At 45.5% G+C, this 19,002-nt stretch carries 17 protein-coding genes; 13 read left to right on the forward strand and 4 right to left on the reverse strand.

Annotated elements, in window-relative coordinates; genetic code table 11:
- The first annotated feature begins 78 nt into the window (after positions 1-78).
- The 7 genes from lpxB (at position 79) to OH461_RS00410 (ending at position 9,226) form a co-directional block, all read left to right on the forward strand.
- Entirely contained in the window at positions 79-1,221 is a 1,143-nt protein-coding gene (gene lpxB, locus OH461_RS00380) for a lipid-A-disaccharide synthase (RefSeq protein WP_270018699.1), read from the forward strand.
- Entirely contained in the window at positions 1,221-1,838 is a 618-nt protein-coding gene (rnhB, locus tag OH461_RS00385; RefSeq protein ID WP_270018700.1) for a ribonuclease HII, read from the forward strand. Before lpxB ends, rnhB begins: the two co-directional genes overlap by 1 nt.
- Before the next feature lie 115 nt (positions 1,839-1,953).
- On the forward strand, positions 1,954-5,433 hold the full coding sequence (gene dnaE / locus OH461_RS00390) for a DNA polymerase III subunit alpha (RefSeq protein WP_270018701.1): 3,480 nt from the start codon (positions 1,954-1,956) through the stop codon (positions 5,431-5,433).
- Positions 5,434-5,470: 37 nt separating this feature from the next.
- Entirely contained in the window at positions 5,471-6,430 is a 960-nt protein-coding gene (gene accA / locus OH461_RS00395) for an acetyl-CoA carboxylase carboxyl transferase subunit alpha (RefSeq protein WP_270018702.1), read from the forward strand.
- Between the two features lie 116 nt (positions 6,431-6,546).
- The gene (gene tilS, locus OH461_RS00400; RefSeq protein WP_270018703.1) at positions 6,547-7,866 is read left to right on the forward strand and encodes a tRNA lysidine(34) synthetase TilS; all 1,320 of its coding nucleotides are present in this window, start codon (positions 6,547-6,549) and stop codon (positions 7,864-7,866) included.
- Positions 7,867-7,937: 71 nt separating this feature from the next.
- Positions 7,938-8,276, forward strand: coding sequence for a nitrogen regulatory protein P-II (glnB, locus tag OH461_RS00405; protein WP_270018704.1), 339 nt, complete (start codon positions 7,938-7,940; stop codon positions 8,274-8,276).
- Between the two features lie 71 nt (positions 8,277-8,347).
- On the forward strand, positions 8,348-9,226 hold the full coding sequence (locus OH461_RS00410) for an endonuclease/exonuclease/phosphatase family protein (protein ID WP_270018705.1): 879 nt from the start codon (positions 8,348-8,350) through the stop codon (positions 9,224-9,226).
- Positions 9,227-9,243: 17 nt separating this feature from the next.
- Here OH461_RS00410 and OH461_RS00415 read toward each other — a convergent pair whose 3' ends face one another.
- From OH461_RS00415 to gloB, 3 genes are all read right to left on the reverse strand, one after another.
- On the reverse strand, positions 9,244-9,930 hold the full coding sequence (locus OH461_RS00415; RefSeq protein WP_270018706.1) for a YIP1 family protein: 687 nt from the start codon (positions 9,928-9,930) through the stop codon (positions 9,244-9,246).
- Positions 9,927-11,498 (reverse strand): LysM peptidoglycan-binding domain-containing protein, encoded by a 1,572-nt coding sequence (locus OH461_RS00420; RefSeq protein WP_270018707.1) that lies wholly within the window; start codon positions 11,496-11,498, stop codon positions 9,927-9,929. The genes OH461_RS00415 and OH461_RS00420 overlap by 4 nt, the downstream gene beginning before the upstream one ends.
- A 70-nt stretch (positions 11,499-11,568) precedes the next feature.
- The gene (gene gloB, locus OH461_RS00425; protein WP_270018708.1) at positions 11,569-12,327 is read right to left on the reverse strand and encodes a hydroxyacylglutathione hydrolase; all 759 of its coding nucleotides are present in this window, start codon (positions 12,325-12,327) and stop codon (positions 11,569-11,571) included.
- 19 nt (positions 12,328-12,346) lie between these two features.
- Between gloB and OH461_RS00430 the strand changes: the two genes are divergently transcribed.
- Entirely contained in the window at positions 12,347-13,081 is a 735-nt protein-coding gene (locus OH461_RS00430) for a class I SAM-dependent methyltransferase (protein WP_270018709.1), read from the forward strand.
- 5 nt (positions 13,082-13,086) lie between these two features.
- Here the strand turns inward: OH461_RS00430 and rnhA are convergent, their stop codons facing one another.
- Positions 13,087-13,551 carry a ribonuclease HI gene (rnhA, locus tag OH461_RS00435; RefSeq protein WP_270018710.1) on the reverse strand — a complete coding sequence of 155 codons (465 nt, stop codon included), beginning with the start codon at positions 13,549-13,551 and terminating at the stop codon, positions 13,087-13,089.
- A 56-nt stretch (positions 13,552-13,607) separates the two neighbouring features.
- Between rnhA and dnaQ the strand changes: the two genes are divergently transcribed.
- The 5 genes from dnaQ to OH461_RS00460 all read left to right on the forward strand — a co-directional run bounded on the left by dnaQ (position 13,608) and on the right by OH461_RS00460 (position 18,978).
- Positions 13,608-14,348, forward strand: coding sequence for a DNA polymerase III subunit epsilon (gene dnaQ, locus OH461_RS00440; protein WP_270018711.1), 741 nt, complete (start codon positions 13,608-13,610; stop codon positions 14,346-14,348).
- Positions 14,349-14,356: 8 nt separating this feature from the next.
- Entirely contained in the window at positions 14,357-15,610 is a 1,254-nt protein-coding gene (locus OH461_RS00445; protein WP_270018712.1) for a TIGR03503 family protein, read from the forward strand.
- A 250-nt stretch (positions 15,611-15,860) separates the two neighbouring features.
- The gene (locus OH461_RS00450) at positions 15,861-17,399 is read left to right on the forward strand and encodes a tetratricopeptide repeat protein (protein ID WP_270018713.1); all 1,539 of its coding nucleotides are present in this window, start codon (positions 15,861-15,863) and stop codon (positions 17,397-17,399) included.
- A gap of 154 nt (positions 17,400-17,553) precedes the next feature.
- Complete coding sequence (locus OH461_RS00455) at positions 17,554-18,441, forward strand: alanyl-tRNA editing protein (RefSeq protein WP_270019825.1); 888 nt, start codon at positions 17,554-17,556, stop codon at positions 18,439-18,441.
- 309 nt (positions 18,442-18,750) lie between these two features.
- On the forward strand, positions 18,751-18,978 hold the full coding sequence (locus OH461_RS00460; protein WP_270018714.1) for a zinc ribbon domain-containing protein: 228 nt from the start codon (positions 18,751-18,753) through the stop codon (positions 18,976-18,978).
- Positions 18,979-19,002: the final 24 nt, after the last annotated feature.

A 19,002-nucleotide genomic window follows, 5' to 3' on the forward strand; every position in this document is an offset into this window, starting at 1 on the left:
TCAGACGTGAATTGATGAAAAAGATCGCATCTGTATAGTTGCGGTCTTTTTGTGTTTTTATGCTTAGGTAAAACAGATATGGACAAACCTCTTACTATTGGCGTCGTGGCGGGAGAACTTTCCGGCGATACGCTAGGTGAAGGCTTTATCAAGGCGATTAAAGAGCAGTACCCTAATGCTCGTTTTGTGGGCATTGGTGGCCCTAAAATGATAGCTCAAGGCTGTGAGTCGCTGTTCGATATGGAAGAACTGGCGGTTATGGGCTTAGTTGAAGTGTTGGGTCGACTGCCGAGACTGCTCAAAGTGAAAGCGGAGTTGGTGAAGTATTTTACCACTAACCCGCCGGATGTATTCATCGGAATCGACGCGCCAGATTTCAACTTACGTTTAGAGTTGGATCTTAAAAACGCGGGCATAAAAACCGTTCATTACGTGAGCCCATCTGTTTGGGCTTGGCGTCAAAAACGTATTCATAAAATTGCGGCTGCGACAAATTTGGTTTTGGCATTCTTGCCGTTTGAAAAAGCCTTTTACGATAAGTTTGATGTGCCGTGTGAATTTATTGGCCATACTTTGGCGGATGCAATTCCGATGGAGTCCGATAAGAATCAAGCACGAGCTCTACTTGGGCTTAAGCAAGACAAACGCTGGCTTGCGGTGTTGCCTGGTAGCCGTGGCAGCGAGCTAAAAATGCTGTCAGAGCCGTTTATTCGCGCTTGTCAGCAGCTTAAAAAACGTTTCCCTGATTTGGGTTTTGCGGTTGCCTTGGTTAACGAAAAGCGCCGTGAACAGTTTGAAGCAGCGTGGCAGGAGTTTGCACCTGAGCTGGATTTCAAGTTGGTCAATGATACGGCAAGAAACGTTATCACAGCCTCCGATGCGGTGATGCTCGCTTCCGGTACTGTCGCTCTTGAGTGCATGTTAATCAAGCGTCCAATGGTTGTTGGCTATCGCGTCAATGCCATCACAGCATTTATCGCTCGTCGCTTAGTGAAAACCAAGTATGTTTCTTTGCCTAATATCCTTGCCGATCAAGAGTTAGTTAAAGAGTATCTGTTAGAAGAGTGTACGCCAGATAACTTAGCGGGCGAGGTGACACGCCTTTTAGACGGTGCTGGCGACGCGATGGTCGAGAAGTTTACGGAAATGCATCATTGGATTCGTAAAGATGCGGATCGCCAAGCAGCAAGCGCAGTGTTGAAATTGATTGAGAAACAATAATGGCAAAAGAGACAAAAGAATTACCACCATTTGAATATCCACAAGGCTATAGCTTAGTTGCGGGTGTTGATGAAGTCGGTCGAGGCCCGTTGGTAGGCGATGTGGTGACTGCTGCGGTGATCTTAGATCCGAATAATCCTATCGAAGGTTTAAACGACTCAAAGAAACTGTCTGAGAAGAAACGTTTAGCACTACTACCAGAAATCAAAGAGAAAGCATTGGCTTGGTCGGTGGGGCGTTGTTCCCCGACGGAAATTGATGAACTGAACATCTTGCAAGCGACCATGGTAGCCATGCAGCGTGCGATTGCCGGTTTGAAAGTACAGCCAGACCTAGCGCTTATTGATGGTAATCGTTGCCCTGAGCTATCAATGGCTTCACAAGCGGTGGTAAAAGGTGATTTACGTGTGGCTGAAATCAGTGCAGCGTCAATCATCGCTAAGGTTGTACGTGACCAAGAGATGGAAGAGTTGGATAAGATCCACCCAGAGTTTGGTTTTGCTAAGCACAAAGGTTACCCAACCAAAGCGCATTTTGAAGCGATTGAGCAACATGGTGTGATTGATGAGCATCGAAAAAGCTTTAAACCCGTTAAGCGTGCACTTGGTCTGGAATAAGGTTTCGTACATCCCTTAGCCATACCTCTCACTAAGCGTAAATATAGCCGAACTTAGTGTTTAAGTTCGGGTATACTCAAGTCAAATTGACAGTCTACACCCTCGGAAATTTTTAATGTCAGATCCAAAGTTTGTCCACCTTCGCATCCATAGTGACTTCTCCATGGTCGACGGCCTATCTAAAGTGCCGCCGCTGGTTAAAAAAGTTGCCGAGATGGGCATGCCTGCGATGGCACTTACCGATTTCACCAACCTTTGTGGCTTAGTCAAGTTCTACGGCACTGCGCACGGTTGTGGTGTTAAGCCTATCATAGGTGCAGATTTTGCTATGCAGTCTGCCGAGTTTGGTGAAGAGTTGACGAAACTGACCGTTCTGGCGGCAGATAACGACGGCTATAAAAACCTGACGTTACTTATCTCCAAAGCTTATCTTCGTGGCCATGTTCAGCACCAGCCAGTGATCGACAGAGAATGGTTGATTGAGCACAGCAAAGGTCTGATTCTGCTTTCTGGTGGCAAAAGTGGTGAGATAGGTAAAGCGCTGCTGAAGGGTAACCAAGTGTTGGTTAACCAGTGTGTTGAGTTTTATCAAACCCATTTTGCAGACCGCTTTTATTTGGAGCTAACCCGCACTGGCCGAGCAGATGAAGAGTCCTACTTACACTTTGCGTTGGAGTTGGCTGAAATTCAGGAACTACCAGTTGTCGCGACCAATGATGTCGTGTTCTTAACTGAAGAGTCATTTGATGCTCATGAAATTCGAGTTGCTATTCATGATGGCTATACGTTAGAAGATCCACGTCGACCAAAAAATTACAGTCCTCAGCAATACCTGCGTAGTGAAGAAGAAATGTGCGAGCTGTTTGCCGACATTCCCGAAGCGCTCGAAAACAGTGTAGAGATTGCTAAGCGTTGTAACGTTACTGTTCGCCTCGGTGAATACTTCCTACCAGCCTTCCCAACCGAAGGTATGGAAGAGACTGAATTCTTAGTTAAGAAGTCTGAAGAAGGCCTTGAAGAGCGTTTAGAGTTCTTATTCCCCGATGAAAAAGAGCGTGCTGAACGCCGCCCTGAATACGATGAGCGTCTTCAAATCGAGCTTGAAGTTATCAACAACATGGGATTCCCAGGTTACTTCTTGATCGTAATGGAATTCATCCAGTGGTCGAAAGATAACGATATTCCGGTTGGTCCGGGGCGTGGTTCTGGTGCCGGCTCTTTGGTCGCTTACGCGCTTAAAATCACCGATTTGGATCCGCTAGAATACGATCTACTATTCGAACGTTTCTTGAACCCAGAACGTGTATCCATGCCCGATTTCGATGTCGATTTCTGTATGGATAAACGTGACCAAGTGATTGATCACGTAGCCGAAATGTATGGCCGTGATGCGGTATCGCAGATCATTACTTTTGGTACCATGGCGGCGAAAGCGGTAATCCGTGATGTTGGCCGTGTACTCGGCCATCCGTTTGGTTTCGTTGACCGTATTTCCAAGCTGGTTCCGCCTGACCCGGGTATGACGCTAGAAAAGGCGTTCAAAGCCGAACCTGCGTTGCCTGAGCTTTACAACAACGATGAGGAAGTGAAAGAACTCATCGACATGTGTCGCATCCTTGAAGGTTGTACACGTAACGCCGGTAAACACGCTGGTGGTGTTGTAATCTCGCCGACTACGATTACCGACTTTGCGCCAATTTATGCTGATGCGGAAGGTCACTTCCCTGTAACCCAGTTTGATAAGAACGATGTAGAAACAGCGGGTTTAGTTAAATTTGACTTCTTGGGTTTGCGTACCCTAACCATCATCGATTGGGCGCTGGGACTGATTAACCCGCGACTAGAGCGTGAAGGTAAAGAAGCGGTTCGTATTGAGTCGATTCCTCTGGCTGATGAAGCCTCGTTTCGATTGCTGAAAAATTCAGAAACAACCGCAGTATTCCAGTTAGAATCACGTGGTATGAAAGAGCTTATCAAGCGACTTCAGCCTGACTGTTTCGAAGATATTATCGCATTGGTGGCCTTGTTCCGTCCGGGCCCACTGCAATCGGGCATGGTAGATAACTTTATCGACCGTAAACATGGCCGCGAAGCAATCTCATACCCAGATGAACAGTGGCAACACGAATCGCTGAAAGAAATTCTAGATCCGACTTACGGCATTATCTTGTATCAAGAGCAGGTAATGCAGATTGCACAGGTACTTTCTGGTTACACCCTTGGCGGAGCGGATATGCTTCGTCGTGCAATGGGTAAGAAGAAACCGGAAGAGATGGCCAAGCAACGTGCGACCTTCGAACAAGGTGCGATAGAAAACGGCGTCGACGGTGAGTTGGCGATGAAGATCTTCGACTTGGTAGAAAAGTTCGCAGGTTATGGCTTTAACAAATCTCACTCGGCGGCTTATGCGCTGGTTTCCTACCAAACACTATGGTTAAAAACTCACTATCCTGCGGAGTTCATGGCGGCGGTAATGACCGCAGATATGGATAACACTGAGAAAGTGGTTGGTCTGGTCGACGAATGTTTCCGCATGAAGCTTAAAGTGCTACCACCAGATATTAATGCGGGTCTGTATCGTTTTAACGTTGATGAAACGGGGGCGATTGTTTACGGCATCGGTGCGATCAAAGGAGTCGGTGAAGGCCCGATTGAAGCCATCTTGGAATCGCGCAATAAAGATGGTCACTTTAAAGACCTGTTTGATTTCTGTGCTCGAATTGACCTGAAAAAAGTCAATAAACGCGTGATTGAAAAGCTAATTTATGCTGGCGCATTAGACCGATTAGGTCCGCATCGTGCAGCGTTAATGGCATCGCTAAATGATGCGGTAAAAGCCGCTAGCCAACACCACCAAGCAGAAGCATTTGGGCAAAGTGATTTATTTGGCGTACTCACCGAAGCGCCAGAAGAAGTTGAGCATAAATACACGAAAGTACCACCATGGCCAGAGAAGGTTTGGCTTGAGGGTGAACGCACAACTTTAGGTCTTTATTTGACCGGACATCCAATAAATGCCTATATAAAGGAACTTGGCAAGTACACCAGTTGTCGACTAAAGGACGCAACACCAACAAGACGCGATCAATCTGTGACTGTAGCAGGTTTGGTGATTGCAGCTCGGGTAATGACCACAAAACGTGGAACTCGTATCGGGATTATGACTCTTGACGACCGAAGTGGTCGAATGGAAGTGATGTTGTTCTCAGATGCGCTTGATCGTTATGCCGAACTACTAGAAACTGACAAAATATTAGTGGTTTCCGGACAGGTCAGCTTTGATGATTTCAATTGTGGTCTTAAAATGTCCGCGCGCGAGGTTATGGACCTCGGCTCCGCACGTGAAAAATACGCACGTGGATTATCCGTTTCGATTGAGCAATCTCAGATCGACGGCCAGTTTTTTGAGCGCTTTAGCAAAATTCTAGAGCCTCACCGAGCAGGTACAGTGCCTGTTCATATTTATTATCAACGCAATGATGCCCGTGCCCGCTTAACGCTTGGCACAGAATGGCGAGTCACCCCGAGTGATGCGTTGATTGACGATTTAAAGCAGTTGCTTGGTAATAGCCAAGTTGAACTCGAATTTAACTAAAATTCAGCACATTAGCTGAATAAGAAAGGACCGATAGATGAGCCTAAACTTTTTAGAATTTGAAAAGCCTATCGCAGAACTTGAAGCTAAAATCGAAGCTCTTCGCGACGTTTCACGCCACGGCGGTGATGACGGTGTCGATCTAGATAAAGAGATCGAACAGCTTGAAAAGAAAAGCCTAGAGCTGAAGAAGAAAATCTTCAATGACTTAGGTGCATGGGAAACAGCTCAATTGGCGCGTCACCCATTGCGTCCTTACACGCTTGATTACATCGAGCACGTATTTACCGAGTTTGACGAACTGGCGGGCGACCGTGCATACGCTGACGATAAAGCTATCGTAGGTGGTATCGCACGTCTTGAAGGCCGTCCTGTGATGATCATTGGTCACCAGAAAGGTCGTGAGACGAAAGAAAAAGTAAAACGTAACTTCGGCATGCCTAAGCCAGAAGGTTACCGTAAAGCGCTTCGTCTAATGGAGACTGCTGAGCGTTTTAATATGCCAATCATTACGTTCATCGATACTGCGGGTGCATACCCAGGTGTTGGCGCTGAAGAGCGCGGTCAATCAGAAGCTATTGCGAAGAACCTAAAAGTAATGGCGGGTCTGAAAGTGCCGGTTATTTGTAACGTTGTCGGTGAAGGTGGCTCTGGTGGTGCATTAGCTATTGGTGTCGGTGACTATGTAAACATGCTGCAATACTCAACGTACTCAGTAATCTCTCCTGAAGGTTGTGCATCAATCCTATGGCGTGATTCTGATAAAGCGCCACAAGCAGCAGAAGCGATGGGCCTCATTGCGCCTCGTTTGAAAGAGCTTGAGCTGATCGATGAAATCATCGAAGAGCCGCTGGGTGGTGCGCACCGAGATCATCAAGCGGTAGCGGCTAATATGAAGCAAACTCTGCTTCGCCAACTTGAAGAGCTAGAACAATTTGATGATGAAGCGCTAATGGCGCGCCGTTACCAACGCCTAATGAGCTACGGTTACTGCTAATCACACTATTCGCAATTTTGAAAAGGGTTGAGCATGTCTCAACCCTTTTTGTTTTCTCCCGATAGAAGATTAACGGTAGAATAACCTCTGACCTATTTTACAGACCAATCATTAATATGAATCAACTAGCGACTACCTTTACCCAAGTTATTGAGCAACATAGTGCGGATTTTTCTGCTACCAATAAGCTCGTCTTAGGTTTTAGTGGTGGGGTAGATTCACGCGTGATGCTGCAACTGTTGGCGGATTACCAGCAAGCTAAAAGCGGTAAAGTGTTGGCGGTTCATGTTCATCATGGGCTTAGTGAGAATGCCGATGAGTGGGCGCAGCAATGCCAAATGTGGTGTCAGCAGCTTAAGGTTGAGTGCGTAGTTGAACGAGTGACGTTGGAGACTCAAGGTAACAGTATTGAGGCTGCTGCGCGAGAGGCACGTTACAACGCGATTGCTCGCCATGTAAATACAGGCGACCTGTTGCTGGTGGGCCAACATGCGGATGACCAAATTGAAACCTTACTCCTTGCGTTAAAGCGGGGGAGTGGTCCTAAAGGTTTATCCGCTATGGCGGAGTGTATGCCGTTTGCCGGAGGTAAGTTAGTACGTCCGTTGTTAAGTGTTACTCGGGAGCAGATAGAGCAATATGCGAATGATCATCAGCTAGAGTGGCTAGAGGATGAAAGCAATCAAGATACTCGCTTTGATCGAAACTATATTCGCCATCGAGTGACTCCATTGCTAACCGAGCGATGGCCCAGTATTCATCGCGCAGTTAATCGTTCTGCTCAGCTATGTGCCGAGCAAGAGTCCTTATTAGCAGAGCTATTGAGCGACAAACTCGCTGCGGTTATCGGAATAGACAATAGCCTCGAAATTGATGGATTAGAGCGAGAAAGTGAACGAGTGAGATTGCAATTGATTCGATTGTGGTTTGAACGTGCTCATTTAGCTATGCCAAGTCGCGACCATTTACATGCCATCTGGCAACAAGTGGCACAAGCGACTCACGATGCGAATCCGATTTTAAAGTTGGGTGAGATTGAGGTGCGCCGTTTCGCTGGGCGTTTGTATCATGTTTGTGTCTCTAATGATGTTTCAGGTTGGCATCGCCAACTTACGCTAAACGAAAGCCTCTCCTTGCCCGATAACTTGGGCTCGATACTGATGACCAAAAACAAGCTAGGGCAACTTTCTTTAATTGATGAGCAGGCGAGTAAACTCACAGTCACCTTTAACCCTGAAGGCTTGTCTGCTCACCCTCAAGAGCGAGGACATAGCCGTAAGTTGAAAAAGTTGTTTCAAGAGTACCAAGTACCAAGTTGGCTACGTCGTCGGATGCCAATCATCATGTGCGGTGATCAGGTTGTTGCCGTCGTAGGGCTATTTGTTGATAAGCGCTTTGCAGGTAATGATTACCAAATTGACTGGCAACGCAAGTAACGCACTGTGTGCACTCTTTTTATTGACTGCGCTTCGTGTGATAATAAAGAAAAATAGTTTAAGGGATGAACATGAAAAAGATTGAAGCGATCATCAAGCCATTCAAACTTGATGATGTACGTGAAGCGTTGGCTGAAGTGGGCATTACTGGTATGACGGTATCTGAAGTAAAAGGCTTCGGTCGTCAGAAAGGTCACACAGAGCTGTATCGCGGCGCGGAATACATGGTGGATTTTCTACCTAAAGTGAAACTGGAAATTGTCGTCACCGATGAAGTCGCGGAGCAGTGTGTGGATACCATTATCGAGACGGCTCAAACAGGTAAAATCGGTGATGGTAAAATCTTTATCACTGATGTCGAGCGCGTTGTGCGAATTCGTACCGGTGAAGAAGACGAAGACGCTATCTAAGAATACTAAAAAAGAGCCGCAAGGCTCTTTTTTATTGCACTGCCTGCGGGGCATTTGGATATAGAGTATTAATGAATAGAAAACGTTTGGCTTTATTGCTACCCCTAGCTGTGGTGAGCGTCGCGGTGATTGGTTATCACACTATCTTCAAATTACCTCAATCCCCTCAGTTGACCACGGTATCGGGTCAATCTTCTCAGTTGGAAGTTTCCACTAACCAAGGACAACCAGAGCTAACCTGCTTTGAAAGCCAAACCGCAGAACCGATTGATTTGAATGGTCAAATTAACCTGCTAGTTTGGAATATATATAAGCAAAATCGCAGCAATTGGCAGCAAATTAGCCAAGAAATTACTCAAGATAAGCAGTTACTCTTATTTCAAGAGGCAAGCATGACAGACGCTCTTAAAGCTTGGATTAACCAAGATAACTGGAGTGGGAACTTAGTCGATGCATTTAAAGCGTTTGATACCTCTGCTGGCGTGTTAAACCTTGCTCATCAATTGCCAATCAAAGCTTGTGCCTACACCGAGTTAGAGCCTTGGTTGCGTTTACCTAAGTCGGCGCTTTACGCTGAATACGCACTTTCTAATGGTCAATCTCTTGCGGTGGTCAATATCCACGCTGTGAATTTCACTTACGGAACTGAGGAATACCATCGTCAGTTATCTACGCTTGCCAATGCATTAAAACAGCACCAAGGGCCAATGATCGTTGCGGGTGATTTTAATAGCTGGAGTGAACAACGCATGCTCGTAATGCGTGAAGTGTTAGAAAGTGTTGGTGTTATAGAAGCAAGCCTCCAACCAGACAATCGCACACAGTTTGTGACCGGATTACCGCTCGATCATCTGTTCTATCGTGGATTAGCGCTAGAAACAGCAAAGGCATCCATTACGGATGCCTCTGATCATAATCCGATTGAAGCTCGCTTCTCTATTGAGCAGTGAGCCTCAAGTGTCATTGATTAGAAAATCGCTAAGTACAGCGCCCAAATTAGGTAGTATGCCAACCAAGGAAGCGCTGAAATAGCCAAGGCTTGGCCTCGTTCAAACTCAGTCCATGTCCCTACGGCAGCATAACCAAGTGCGATGTACCAAGGCATAAGCAATGGTAGTGAGTTGGCAAAGTGGAACCATTCGCTGGTCATTGGCAACTTAATCAAGCCGTTTAGGCTGTTTAAGTCTGCTGCGTAGCTCATTACCGCGCCGTGCTTAAGCAACACACTGATGTAACTCGCTAAATCGCCAATCACGGCCGGGAACATAATCGCACTGCTTGCGGCAAACCATTTCCAATAGCCGTGTTGATGTTGGCTCGGTTTGGTTGCGAGCATAAACCAGAACGCCAGCAGAACAATATTGGTGATACGGCCTATCACGTCGTTAATGATCTCTGATGCCATTAACGTATCGGCATCTAACGGAGTCACACTACCTGAATTTAATACCTCAAGTTGAGGCATTAAACCTGCTTTTAGCCATTCAAAATCGACGATGTCAAAATAAGCTCCCCAAAACAGAAATGGTGACAGCAGCAAGAAGATAAAAGGTTGCCATCCCCACATACCTCGTTGGTAGAGAGCTAAAAAGCACACGCTAGGTGAACGAAATATGTCGACTAGCATAATCAAAGGGTTGCTTGACGGGGTCATACGCTCACCTTAGTGACATCAACATAAAGCTTAAGCTTTTGGCCCGGCTGAAGGTATTTCTTGTGCTGAAGGTTATTCCACTTCACCACGTCTTTTGATTTCACTTTAAATTTGTTAGCGATACCACTTACTGTGTCACCAGAGCGTACTTTGTAGAAAACGGTACGAATAATGGCGCCATCAGAGCCATTCTTCCAGATAACCAGTTTTTGACCAACACGTAGCGTATCGCGTGGTCCCATACCGTTCCACTTAGCTAAAGATTGGTGCGATACCTTGTGCTTTTTCGCAATGCCCCAAAGGCTGTCGCCTTTTTGTACTGTGTGGGTCAGTTTGATTTGACCGCGAGCTTTAGATTGCGTTTTCGCTAGACGATTCGAAGCACTTAAAGTGTAGGCTTTATCATCTTTGGTCGATACCGGAATCAATAGATGCTGGCCAACACGAATGTTGTTGTTACTCATCTGGTTCGCGGTACGAATCACCTTGCTGGTGGTGTTGTACTTAGAAGCAAGCACGCTCACGGTATCGCCAGATTTCACCTTGTAGCGAACCACTTTCATGCCTTTACCGCGGTTTTCTTCTAGCTTTTTGTTGAATTGATCAACGGATTCGATTGGCAGAAGAAGTTTGTCTTTACCGCTTGGTGATGTAGCCCATTGATTATAAGCAGGGTTTAAACTTTGCAGTTCTTTAACTGAAATACCCGCATAGCTTGCAGCGATAGCGAGATCGAGCTGTTCTTTCGGCTCTACAATTTGCACCACTGGCTTGTTGGCAATAGGTGGGATGCTAATGCCATACTTCTCTTGGTTTGCCACGATGTCGGCAAGAGCAAGCAGTTTAGGCACGTAGCCACTGGTCTCTTTTGGCAAATCTAATGAGAAGAAGTCAATCGGCTTACCCGCTTTGGTGTTTTTGCGAATCGCACTTGAAACGCGACCACCGCCACTGTTGTAAGCTGCAATCGCGTGGGTCCATTCACCGTCAAAACGTTTATTCAGACTGGTTAAGAATTCGAGGGCTGCATCCGTTGCTGCATCCACATCGCGACGACCGTCGTACCAGAAGTTTTGCTCTAGGCCATACATTTTGCCTGTCGATGGAATGAACTGCCAAAGACCCGCGGCGCTACCATGAGAATATGCGAACGCATCAAAAGAGCTTTCAACAACTGGCAGTAGCGCCAGTTCAAGCGGAAGACCACGTTGTTCTATTTTCTCTGTCACAAGGTATAAGAACGGTTCAGCACGTTTAGATACCGTTTTTAGGTGATTAGGGTGTTTTAAATACCAAGTTCGGTAGTAGTCGACCATTTTATGATCTGGAATTGGCATTTCTAGTTGCATAGCAATGCGTTTCCACACGTCTTGCTGCATCTGAGGAGTGACAACAACAGGTGCGGTCACTTCTGGCTCTACAGGTGTGGTCACCGGTGTCGCTGGAGTTACTGTAGTGGAAGAAGTGTTATTCGAATTGGTTTCGCTATTCGAATCTTGTGTAGTGTGCTGGGTAACCTGACAGCCTGACAGTAGTAGTGCCAATACCCAGCTGTGTTTCAATCGCATTGTACAGCCCTTTTTTTCAACGGCTGCTGATAATACTTTCCTCGCTAGCGTAGTGACAAGCAAGAAAACGTTAAAATTCGTTCTTCCACTCACGTAATGCTGTAAAAATTGACACAGGATCGATTTGTGAAGTTCGATTGCTCACGGATTTTATGACACTAGGCTCATCGGTTCGCAAAAATGGGTTTATCCACTTCTCCTGCCTAAGTGTGGTAGGCAAGGTTGGCTTGTTTTGCGCGCGAAGTCGATTCACTTCGTCACGATACTTATGCAGTAAAGAATTATCAGGCTCAACCGCAAGCGCAAAGGCAAGGTTACTTGCGGTGTATTCGTGCGCACAGTAAACCTCAGTTTCAATCGGTAATGCGGCGATTTTACTCAGTGAGGTAAACATTTGCTCCATTGTGCCTTCAAACACACGGCCACAGCCCGCAGAAAACAGAGTATCGCCACAAAACAGTTTGCCATCTCCTACATACCCGATATGACCAAGGGTATGCCCTTCTAGGCCGAGCACGAGAAACACTTCATCAAACAAATCAATTTGATCTCCGGCTTCTACGGCGTGAGTGAGCGTTGGTACAGGTTCATTCGCTGGGCCTACAACATCAATATTTGGGTACTGTCGAACCAACTCTGGCACACCGCCTATGTGGTCATTGTGGTGATGAGTAATCAAAATGGCTTCTAAGGTCAGGTCATGCTGCTTTAAGTAATCGAGAACAGGTGCTGCATCGCCTGGATCAACCACAGCGCAACGGCGATCGCTATTTTCAATCAGCCAGATGTAATTATCGTTAAATGCAGGTATGCTTTTTATATCTAACATGGTGGATCTCCAGTAGGCTATGAAACCAGCGCGCAGTGAAAAACAGCTTGAGCAACCCCACTCTTGGTCGCAACTCAAGAATGGCCAATGGGTGAGTGAGTCCATTCAAACACGACTTGATGAGTGGTGTCCAAGATTGTTTGGCTATCATATGCTTAAGATGGGTGGTTTAAGCTGCGAGCTCACTAGCTGTAACTGTAACATTCAACATCAAGTTAACCTCGATATCCAGAACCCTTTGCATAATGTGATTGCAGATGGTTACGATTTACCCTTCCTTGAAAAAAGCTTCGATTCGGTGATTCTTTCTCATCAATTGGATTATTGTAATGATCCACACCGAATGCTGCGTGAAGTAGACCGTGTGATGATAAATGATGGGTATTTGATCATTACCGGATTTAACCCGATCAGTTTCACTGGCTTGGCAAGCTTGATGCCATGGCGTAGGAACAACTTGCCATGGAGTGGGCGTATGTTTACGCCGAACCGAATCAAAGATTGGTTAGGGATTCTGAATTATCAGGTGGTGGAATGTGACCAATATGGTCTGTTTCCTATGCAGCGTTATCGAACCATGTGGACGTGGCTAGAAAATGGTATTGGTGATTGGGCATCGCCGCTTGGTAGCTTGTATTTTATTGTGGCTCGAAAACGAACTTACCCATTAAAGCCAATCAAACCACACTGGAACTTTAAACGAAAATTGACGCCCTTAGGCGTCAATTACAAAGTGTCCGATAAACATTCTTAACCGGATTAGCTAGGCTGATATCCGGTGTCTTCATCGGTCGGGTTTTCAGCTGCGGCGCGCGCTAATTCATCACACATTTCATTTTCGCGATGGCCTGCGTGGCCTTTTACCCAACGCCAATCGATCTCATGGCGCTCAGTTTCAGCGTCGAGCGCTTTCCATAAATCGGCATTTTTTACTGGTTTTTTGTCTGCTGTTTTCCAACCGCGTTTTTTCCAGTTATGAATCCACTGAGTAATACCTTGACGAACATATTGGCTATCGGTAGTTAAAATCACTTGGCATGGTTCTTTGAGCGCTTTGAGAGCAACGATAGTCGCGAGCATTTCCATACGGTTGTTAGTGGTCAGCGTGTAGCCTTTGGCGAGGGTTTTCTCGGTCTGTTTGTATCGCATTACAATGCCGTAGCCACCAGGGCCCGGATTGCCTAAACAAGAACCATCTGTGAAAATTTCCACTTGTTTCGTCATGTTTTGGTACTATTGGTGTTTGCACATAATTCCCATAGTCTGACACATAGTTTGCAATGAATACCAGTAACAATTCTAATCAGCATCGTATTGTGGTTCTCGATACCGAAACCACAGGTATGAACCAAGAGGGTGGTCCACACTACCTTGGCCATCGCATCGTCGAAATCGGTGCGGTTGAGATCGTCAACCGTAAGCTGACTGGGCGTCATTTCCATGTCTATATTAAGCCCGATCGCGAAATTCAGCCTGACGCGATAGAAGTTCACGGTATTACCGATGAGTTCTTGGTCGACAAACCAGAATATCGTGATGTGCATCGCGAGTTCTTAGAATTTATTCAAGGCGCTGAGTTAGTTGCCCATAATGCTCCCTTCGATGTGGGCTTTATGGATTATGAGTTTGAGAAGTTAGATCCGTCGATTGGTAAAACTGACGACTTCTGTAAAGTGACCGATACCCTCGCCATGGCGAAGAAAATCTTCCCGGGCAAGCGAAACAACCTCGATGTGTTGTGTGACCGCTATGGTATCGATAACTCGCACCGTACTCTCCACGGGGCATTGCTCGATGCGGAGATCCTCGCTGACGTCTACCTATTAATGACGGGTGGACAAACATCCCTGCAGTTTAATGCGGGTGAAAACAGTGAAGGAGTGGGAGGAGCATCAATAAAACGAGTATCCAGCCAACGAAAAGCGCTAAAGGTTTTGCGTGCAAGCGCCGATGAAATAGAAGCGCACAATAGCCGTTTAGATATCGTCGAGAAAAGCGGAAGCTGCCTCTGGCGTCAATAGGAGACAAGATGTTGAGGATTTGGTTTGCCCTGATTGGGCTTTTAGTCAGTTCACTGAGTTATGCCGCTCAGAGTTCCTCAATGTCTTTGCTCGACAATCGCTTTCGTGTCGACCCTAGCATTCAACAGATCACCTTTGTAATTTATCGTTCAGAAGCCTCTAAACCTGTGGTATTGGTTCGCCCTGACGGTAAGAAGTATTACGCTCACCGCAGTCCTGATAATGTGCGTTGGTACCAAGAATCAGCGATGGATATCGTCTCTATCGATAAGCCGATGGCTGGGCCATGGCAAGCTATCGGTAAGGTGACGCCAAAAAATAAAATCAAACTGATTTCTCACCTTAAGCTCACCGCTGATCAATTACCGAATCGCCTATTCCTTGGTGAAGACATCAAATTTACCGCCCGTTTAACGTCTAATGATAAGCCTCTGGTACTAAGAGACTTTTTAGACCGAGTTAAGCTAAAGGTGACCTTTACCAAATACGTAGAGAACGAGGAGTCGCTCATTAAAGAGGCGCGTCCGGTGCCAATGGAAATTGGTGAGTTCGCTGACGATGGTATAGGGCTAGATGAAAAAGCGGGTGACGGGGTGTTTACGGTCTCGTTGCCGATTTCTTCTCAGCCGGGTAAGTATCGAGTGCGAATTACTTCGGGCAATGGTGTCTTTTTAAGAGCGCAAGAACAAGAAGTGTTGGTTTATCCAACGCCAATTCAAACCTCGTTCATTCAATCACGCGATGAAGGCAAGCCTCATGAAGTTGTCTTCTCTGGTGAGCAGGGGATGATTTTACCCGGTTCGATTGCCGCTCATATCGAACATACAGATGCTAAGGGAGCCACCATCGGTGTTGAAGGTGCTGCGGCGGAAGAAGATGCGCAGAAACTTCAGCTTACTATTCCATACAGTGGTGAGTTAGGTAACTATTCTTGGACGGGGAAAGTGTTTGCGACCGAGATGGGGTCTAACCGTGAACTGGTCTTCCCACTAAGCGAGCATACTTACAGCGTGGTGGATGATATTGACTTGGAAGAAACTCGACGTTTGCAAGAGCAAGAGCGCTTAAAACAGCTTAAGCGACTAGAAGAGATTCGTATTAAGCAAGAGCGTGAAGCGCAGCGCAAGCAAAGCATGATGATCATCGCGATAGGTAACGTGTCAGCCATTGTTATCGGTTTATTGATTTGGTTTGTGATACGAAAAGTGAAAGCGAAACGTGCAGCCATCCCTGAGATGCAACTAGAAATGCCAAAGAAATAGCACAATGATGAACCTTTGAAAGAAAGCCATTTAGTTTTACTAAATGGCTTTTTTATTGGCTAGAGAGTCAAATTATGGCGTACAAGTATCGTTTAAAGATTGTTTTTATTGAGTTTTATCAATAAACGTCAGACACTTTCGCTTAATGAATTTAGGTTCATTGCACCGTTAGTTGGTTGTACTTGCGAAATGATCTTGGCTTGGCAATCATAAGTTTACTCCGCATCAGTTAGTAGAATTAGAGAGAGTTATGGAATCAACAGGCCTATTTTTTGTGGTACTTGGTATCGTTGTTGCCGCTGTATTCATTATCGTCAGTATTAAATCAAGAACCCCGATGAAAACCGCAGTCAATTTGATCAATCAAGGTCGAGGTGAGGAAGCGCTAGAAATATTGGCGCAACAGGTTGAAGAAGGGAACTTTGAAGCTGCTGTCATGTTAGCTGAACTCTGTCAGGTGGTCAGCAAAGCTGAGCAATCGGATGAAAAGCTGACTGCTGCTTATTGGTATAGTCGCGCAGCTGATCTCAATGAAGATTTTCGCCAAGGTTATATCCTATTGTTGCAAGATGGCCGCTTACCGAATGGACAAGTTTGGGAAGGGGCTGATGATAAATTGCTGCAAATTCTGAGTTTAGATGCTCAAAAGGGCAATGTTGAAGCGCAACTCAACCTCGCTAGGTTTTATAGCCAGCGCCCAAGCATTGAAAATCATGAACAGAAGCAATTTCAGTGGTTATCGATTGCAGTCGAGAGTAATGAACCGAAAGCTTTATCGGAGTTAGCCGATTATTATTATGACCAGCTTGATTGGGAAAGTGATGACAAGCAGTCAGATGTTGCAGTAAAGGCTCGACAAGCATTTGAAAAAGCGATGCTTGGTGGTGACAGTTCAGCAAAAGAACGTTATGCGAAAATGGTGTTGTTTGGTTTTGGCGGTGAGCAAGATTCATCGAAAGCAGAGCAGCTACTGATAGAGATTGCCCGTGAAGAAAATGATCAGTTTACCTATGCAGAGCTTGCAGAGCGCTATCTAACCGGGGAAGAGCTGACACAAGATATCGATAAAGCGCGCTATTGGTTTACTAAAGCTGGAGAAGCTGAAGAGCCTAACGACTACATTGCAATCAAAGTCGCAGAGTTCTCCATTGAACATCCACAAAATGAAGCCAATTTAGTCGACGCGAAACAAACGTTAGAGACATTTGCTAAACAATGGGAAATCCAAGCTTTAGTCGCATTAGGTAAAATGCATGAGCGTGGGCTTGGTGTGGAAGTGAACTTGCAAAAAGCGGCGCTGCATTATCAATTGGCTACAATGACGAAAGACCCTGACTACATTGCTCATTATCAACGAGTGTCTGAGCAACTGCGCGGCGATGAGAAAAGGCAGGTTGAGGAAATGGTGAAGCGATTCAAGTCGTCTCATCCGATCACGAAAGAGCAGCAATCTGAGATTAACTACCAGTATGGTCATAATTTACTGACTAGTGACAGCTCGTCAGATAAAGAGAAAGCCAATGCTTTTTCTGTCATTCGTCGCTCAGCGCTAGATGGGCATTATATTGCGATTCATGAGATGCCTCATCATGCGAAAAGATTAGGTTATGATCTTGAATCCTTAGTTTGGGATTTCATTGTGGCAAAAACCATTAATTCCACCTTTGGTCATGGTAAGGCCGATGAATACCGAGTTGAGCAAGCCTTGGAGAAACTCAGTGAAAAAGATCGCCAATGGTTTGATGAACAGGTTGCGGATCTACTGCCGAAAATTGACGCTTTAGTGTAAATTTGGACGATCGTAAATGCGATCCCGTTAAAAAAATCAGTATACTGTAAGCGCCTATTTGATAGGCGCTTTTTCGTATCTACCTAAATGAGTTCAGCTGTGGTTCTTAACTTCAGTTGGTGTTTCGCTCACTTTTTAAAGAGCTATCTCTATGTTGCAAATCACTCCCACCATTACCCAGTTTTGCCATCAAACATGGCAACTTACTTCATCACTTTTGCTCGCGCAGCAAGACGAAAAGTGTCTGTACATAGTGACGGAACAAACGCCCTTTCATCCTGTTAGCCACATTTGGCCTGATCATCCATCTGATAAAGGCAGCTTGAGCATGAGTGGTCAAAGTTATGAGGTAGTTCAGTGTCTCGTTGGTGCGGTAGAACTTGCCACTGGCGAACTGTATGTCGATAAAGCGATTCCCGTAAAACGCGATACTGAAGGATGGGTATTTGTCGTCGCGCACCAAATTGAAGCGGAGGCATCGAGTTTTGAGCTGGGTTGTGAAGTTGAGCTCATTGTAGACAAGGCTTACCAGCAAGCGTTAAGCCGTGGACATAGTGCAGGGCATTTGGCTTTCTTAGCATTAAATAAAGTGCTAGCGACGGAGGGATATTGGCGTAAAGATGCGGATAGGAAAGACCCACATGGTCATTTTGACTTTAACAGCTATGCCCAAGAGACAAGCTTTGTCACCGAAGATAAATGTTTGGACACCTACAGATTAGGTAAAACACTCCGTAAACGTGGCCTAAACAGTGCAGAAATGCTGGAGGACTTAGATAAGATTGAGCAGTTGGTGAATCAACAGCTTGTTACCTGGCTTGAACTTTCTAGTGCTGTAGAAATGAAATGTCATGGCTCGTACTTAACCGATTCACGTTACTGGCATTGTGATTTAAAAGAGGGTGTAGAAGCCGTTATACCTTGCGGTGGTAGCCATATATCATCATTAAAAGAGCTGCCGGAATTGAAGGTGAGCTTACGTCAATTAGATGCACAAAACATCGAAATGCAGACCGATGTAATTGGACATGTGACAAATTAGCGATCTTTTTATTTAATTCTGAAATATGGTTTTTGAGGTTGATTTGTGGAATTTAAATCTTTTTAAAATCCAAAAACAGCACATGTAACTTATGCTTTCGGTATGTGGTGATATAAATATTCTTTTTAGGGCAGATCGCTGATCAAAATGGATTTCGCAGATGATCTTATAAAGATCATGGTTGTCCAAAAAGTGTACATGGTCAATGAAAGCCGAGAAGATATGTGAAGTGACTAAGATCAAAGGGCATCACACCAAAACGCGTGACAATAGTGTCAGTAACCGATTTAGATGTATTCGAGGCAAACTATGAATCAGAACCAATGCCCAACGTGCGACAGCGAATTAGATTGGCAAGGCCACTATCAATGCACTCAGTGTGATGTGAGTTTTAAGAAGGTAGGATTTTGTCCTGACTGTGATGCAGAGTTGGAAAAGTTGCAGGCTTGTGGAGCGGCAAACTACTTTTGTAACAGCTGTAATGAACTGAAATCGAAATCACGAGTTCGCTTTGAGTTTCACAAGTTAGACTCATAACTATTCGCGAATAAGCTGGTGGTC

Source organism: Vibrio sp. LaRot3, from assembly GCF_027587025.1.
Taxonomy (GTDB): Bacteria; Pseudomonadota; Gammaproteobacteria; order Enterobacterales; family Vibrionaceae; genus Vibrio.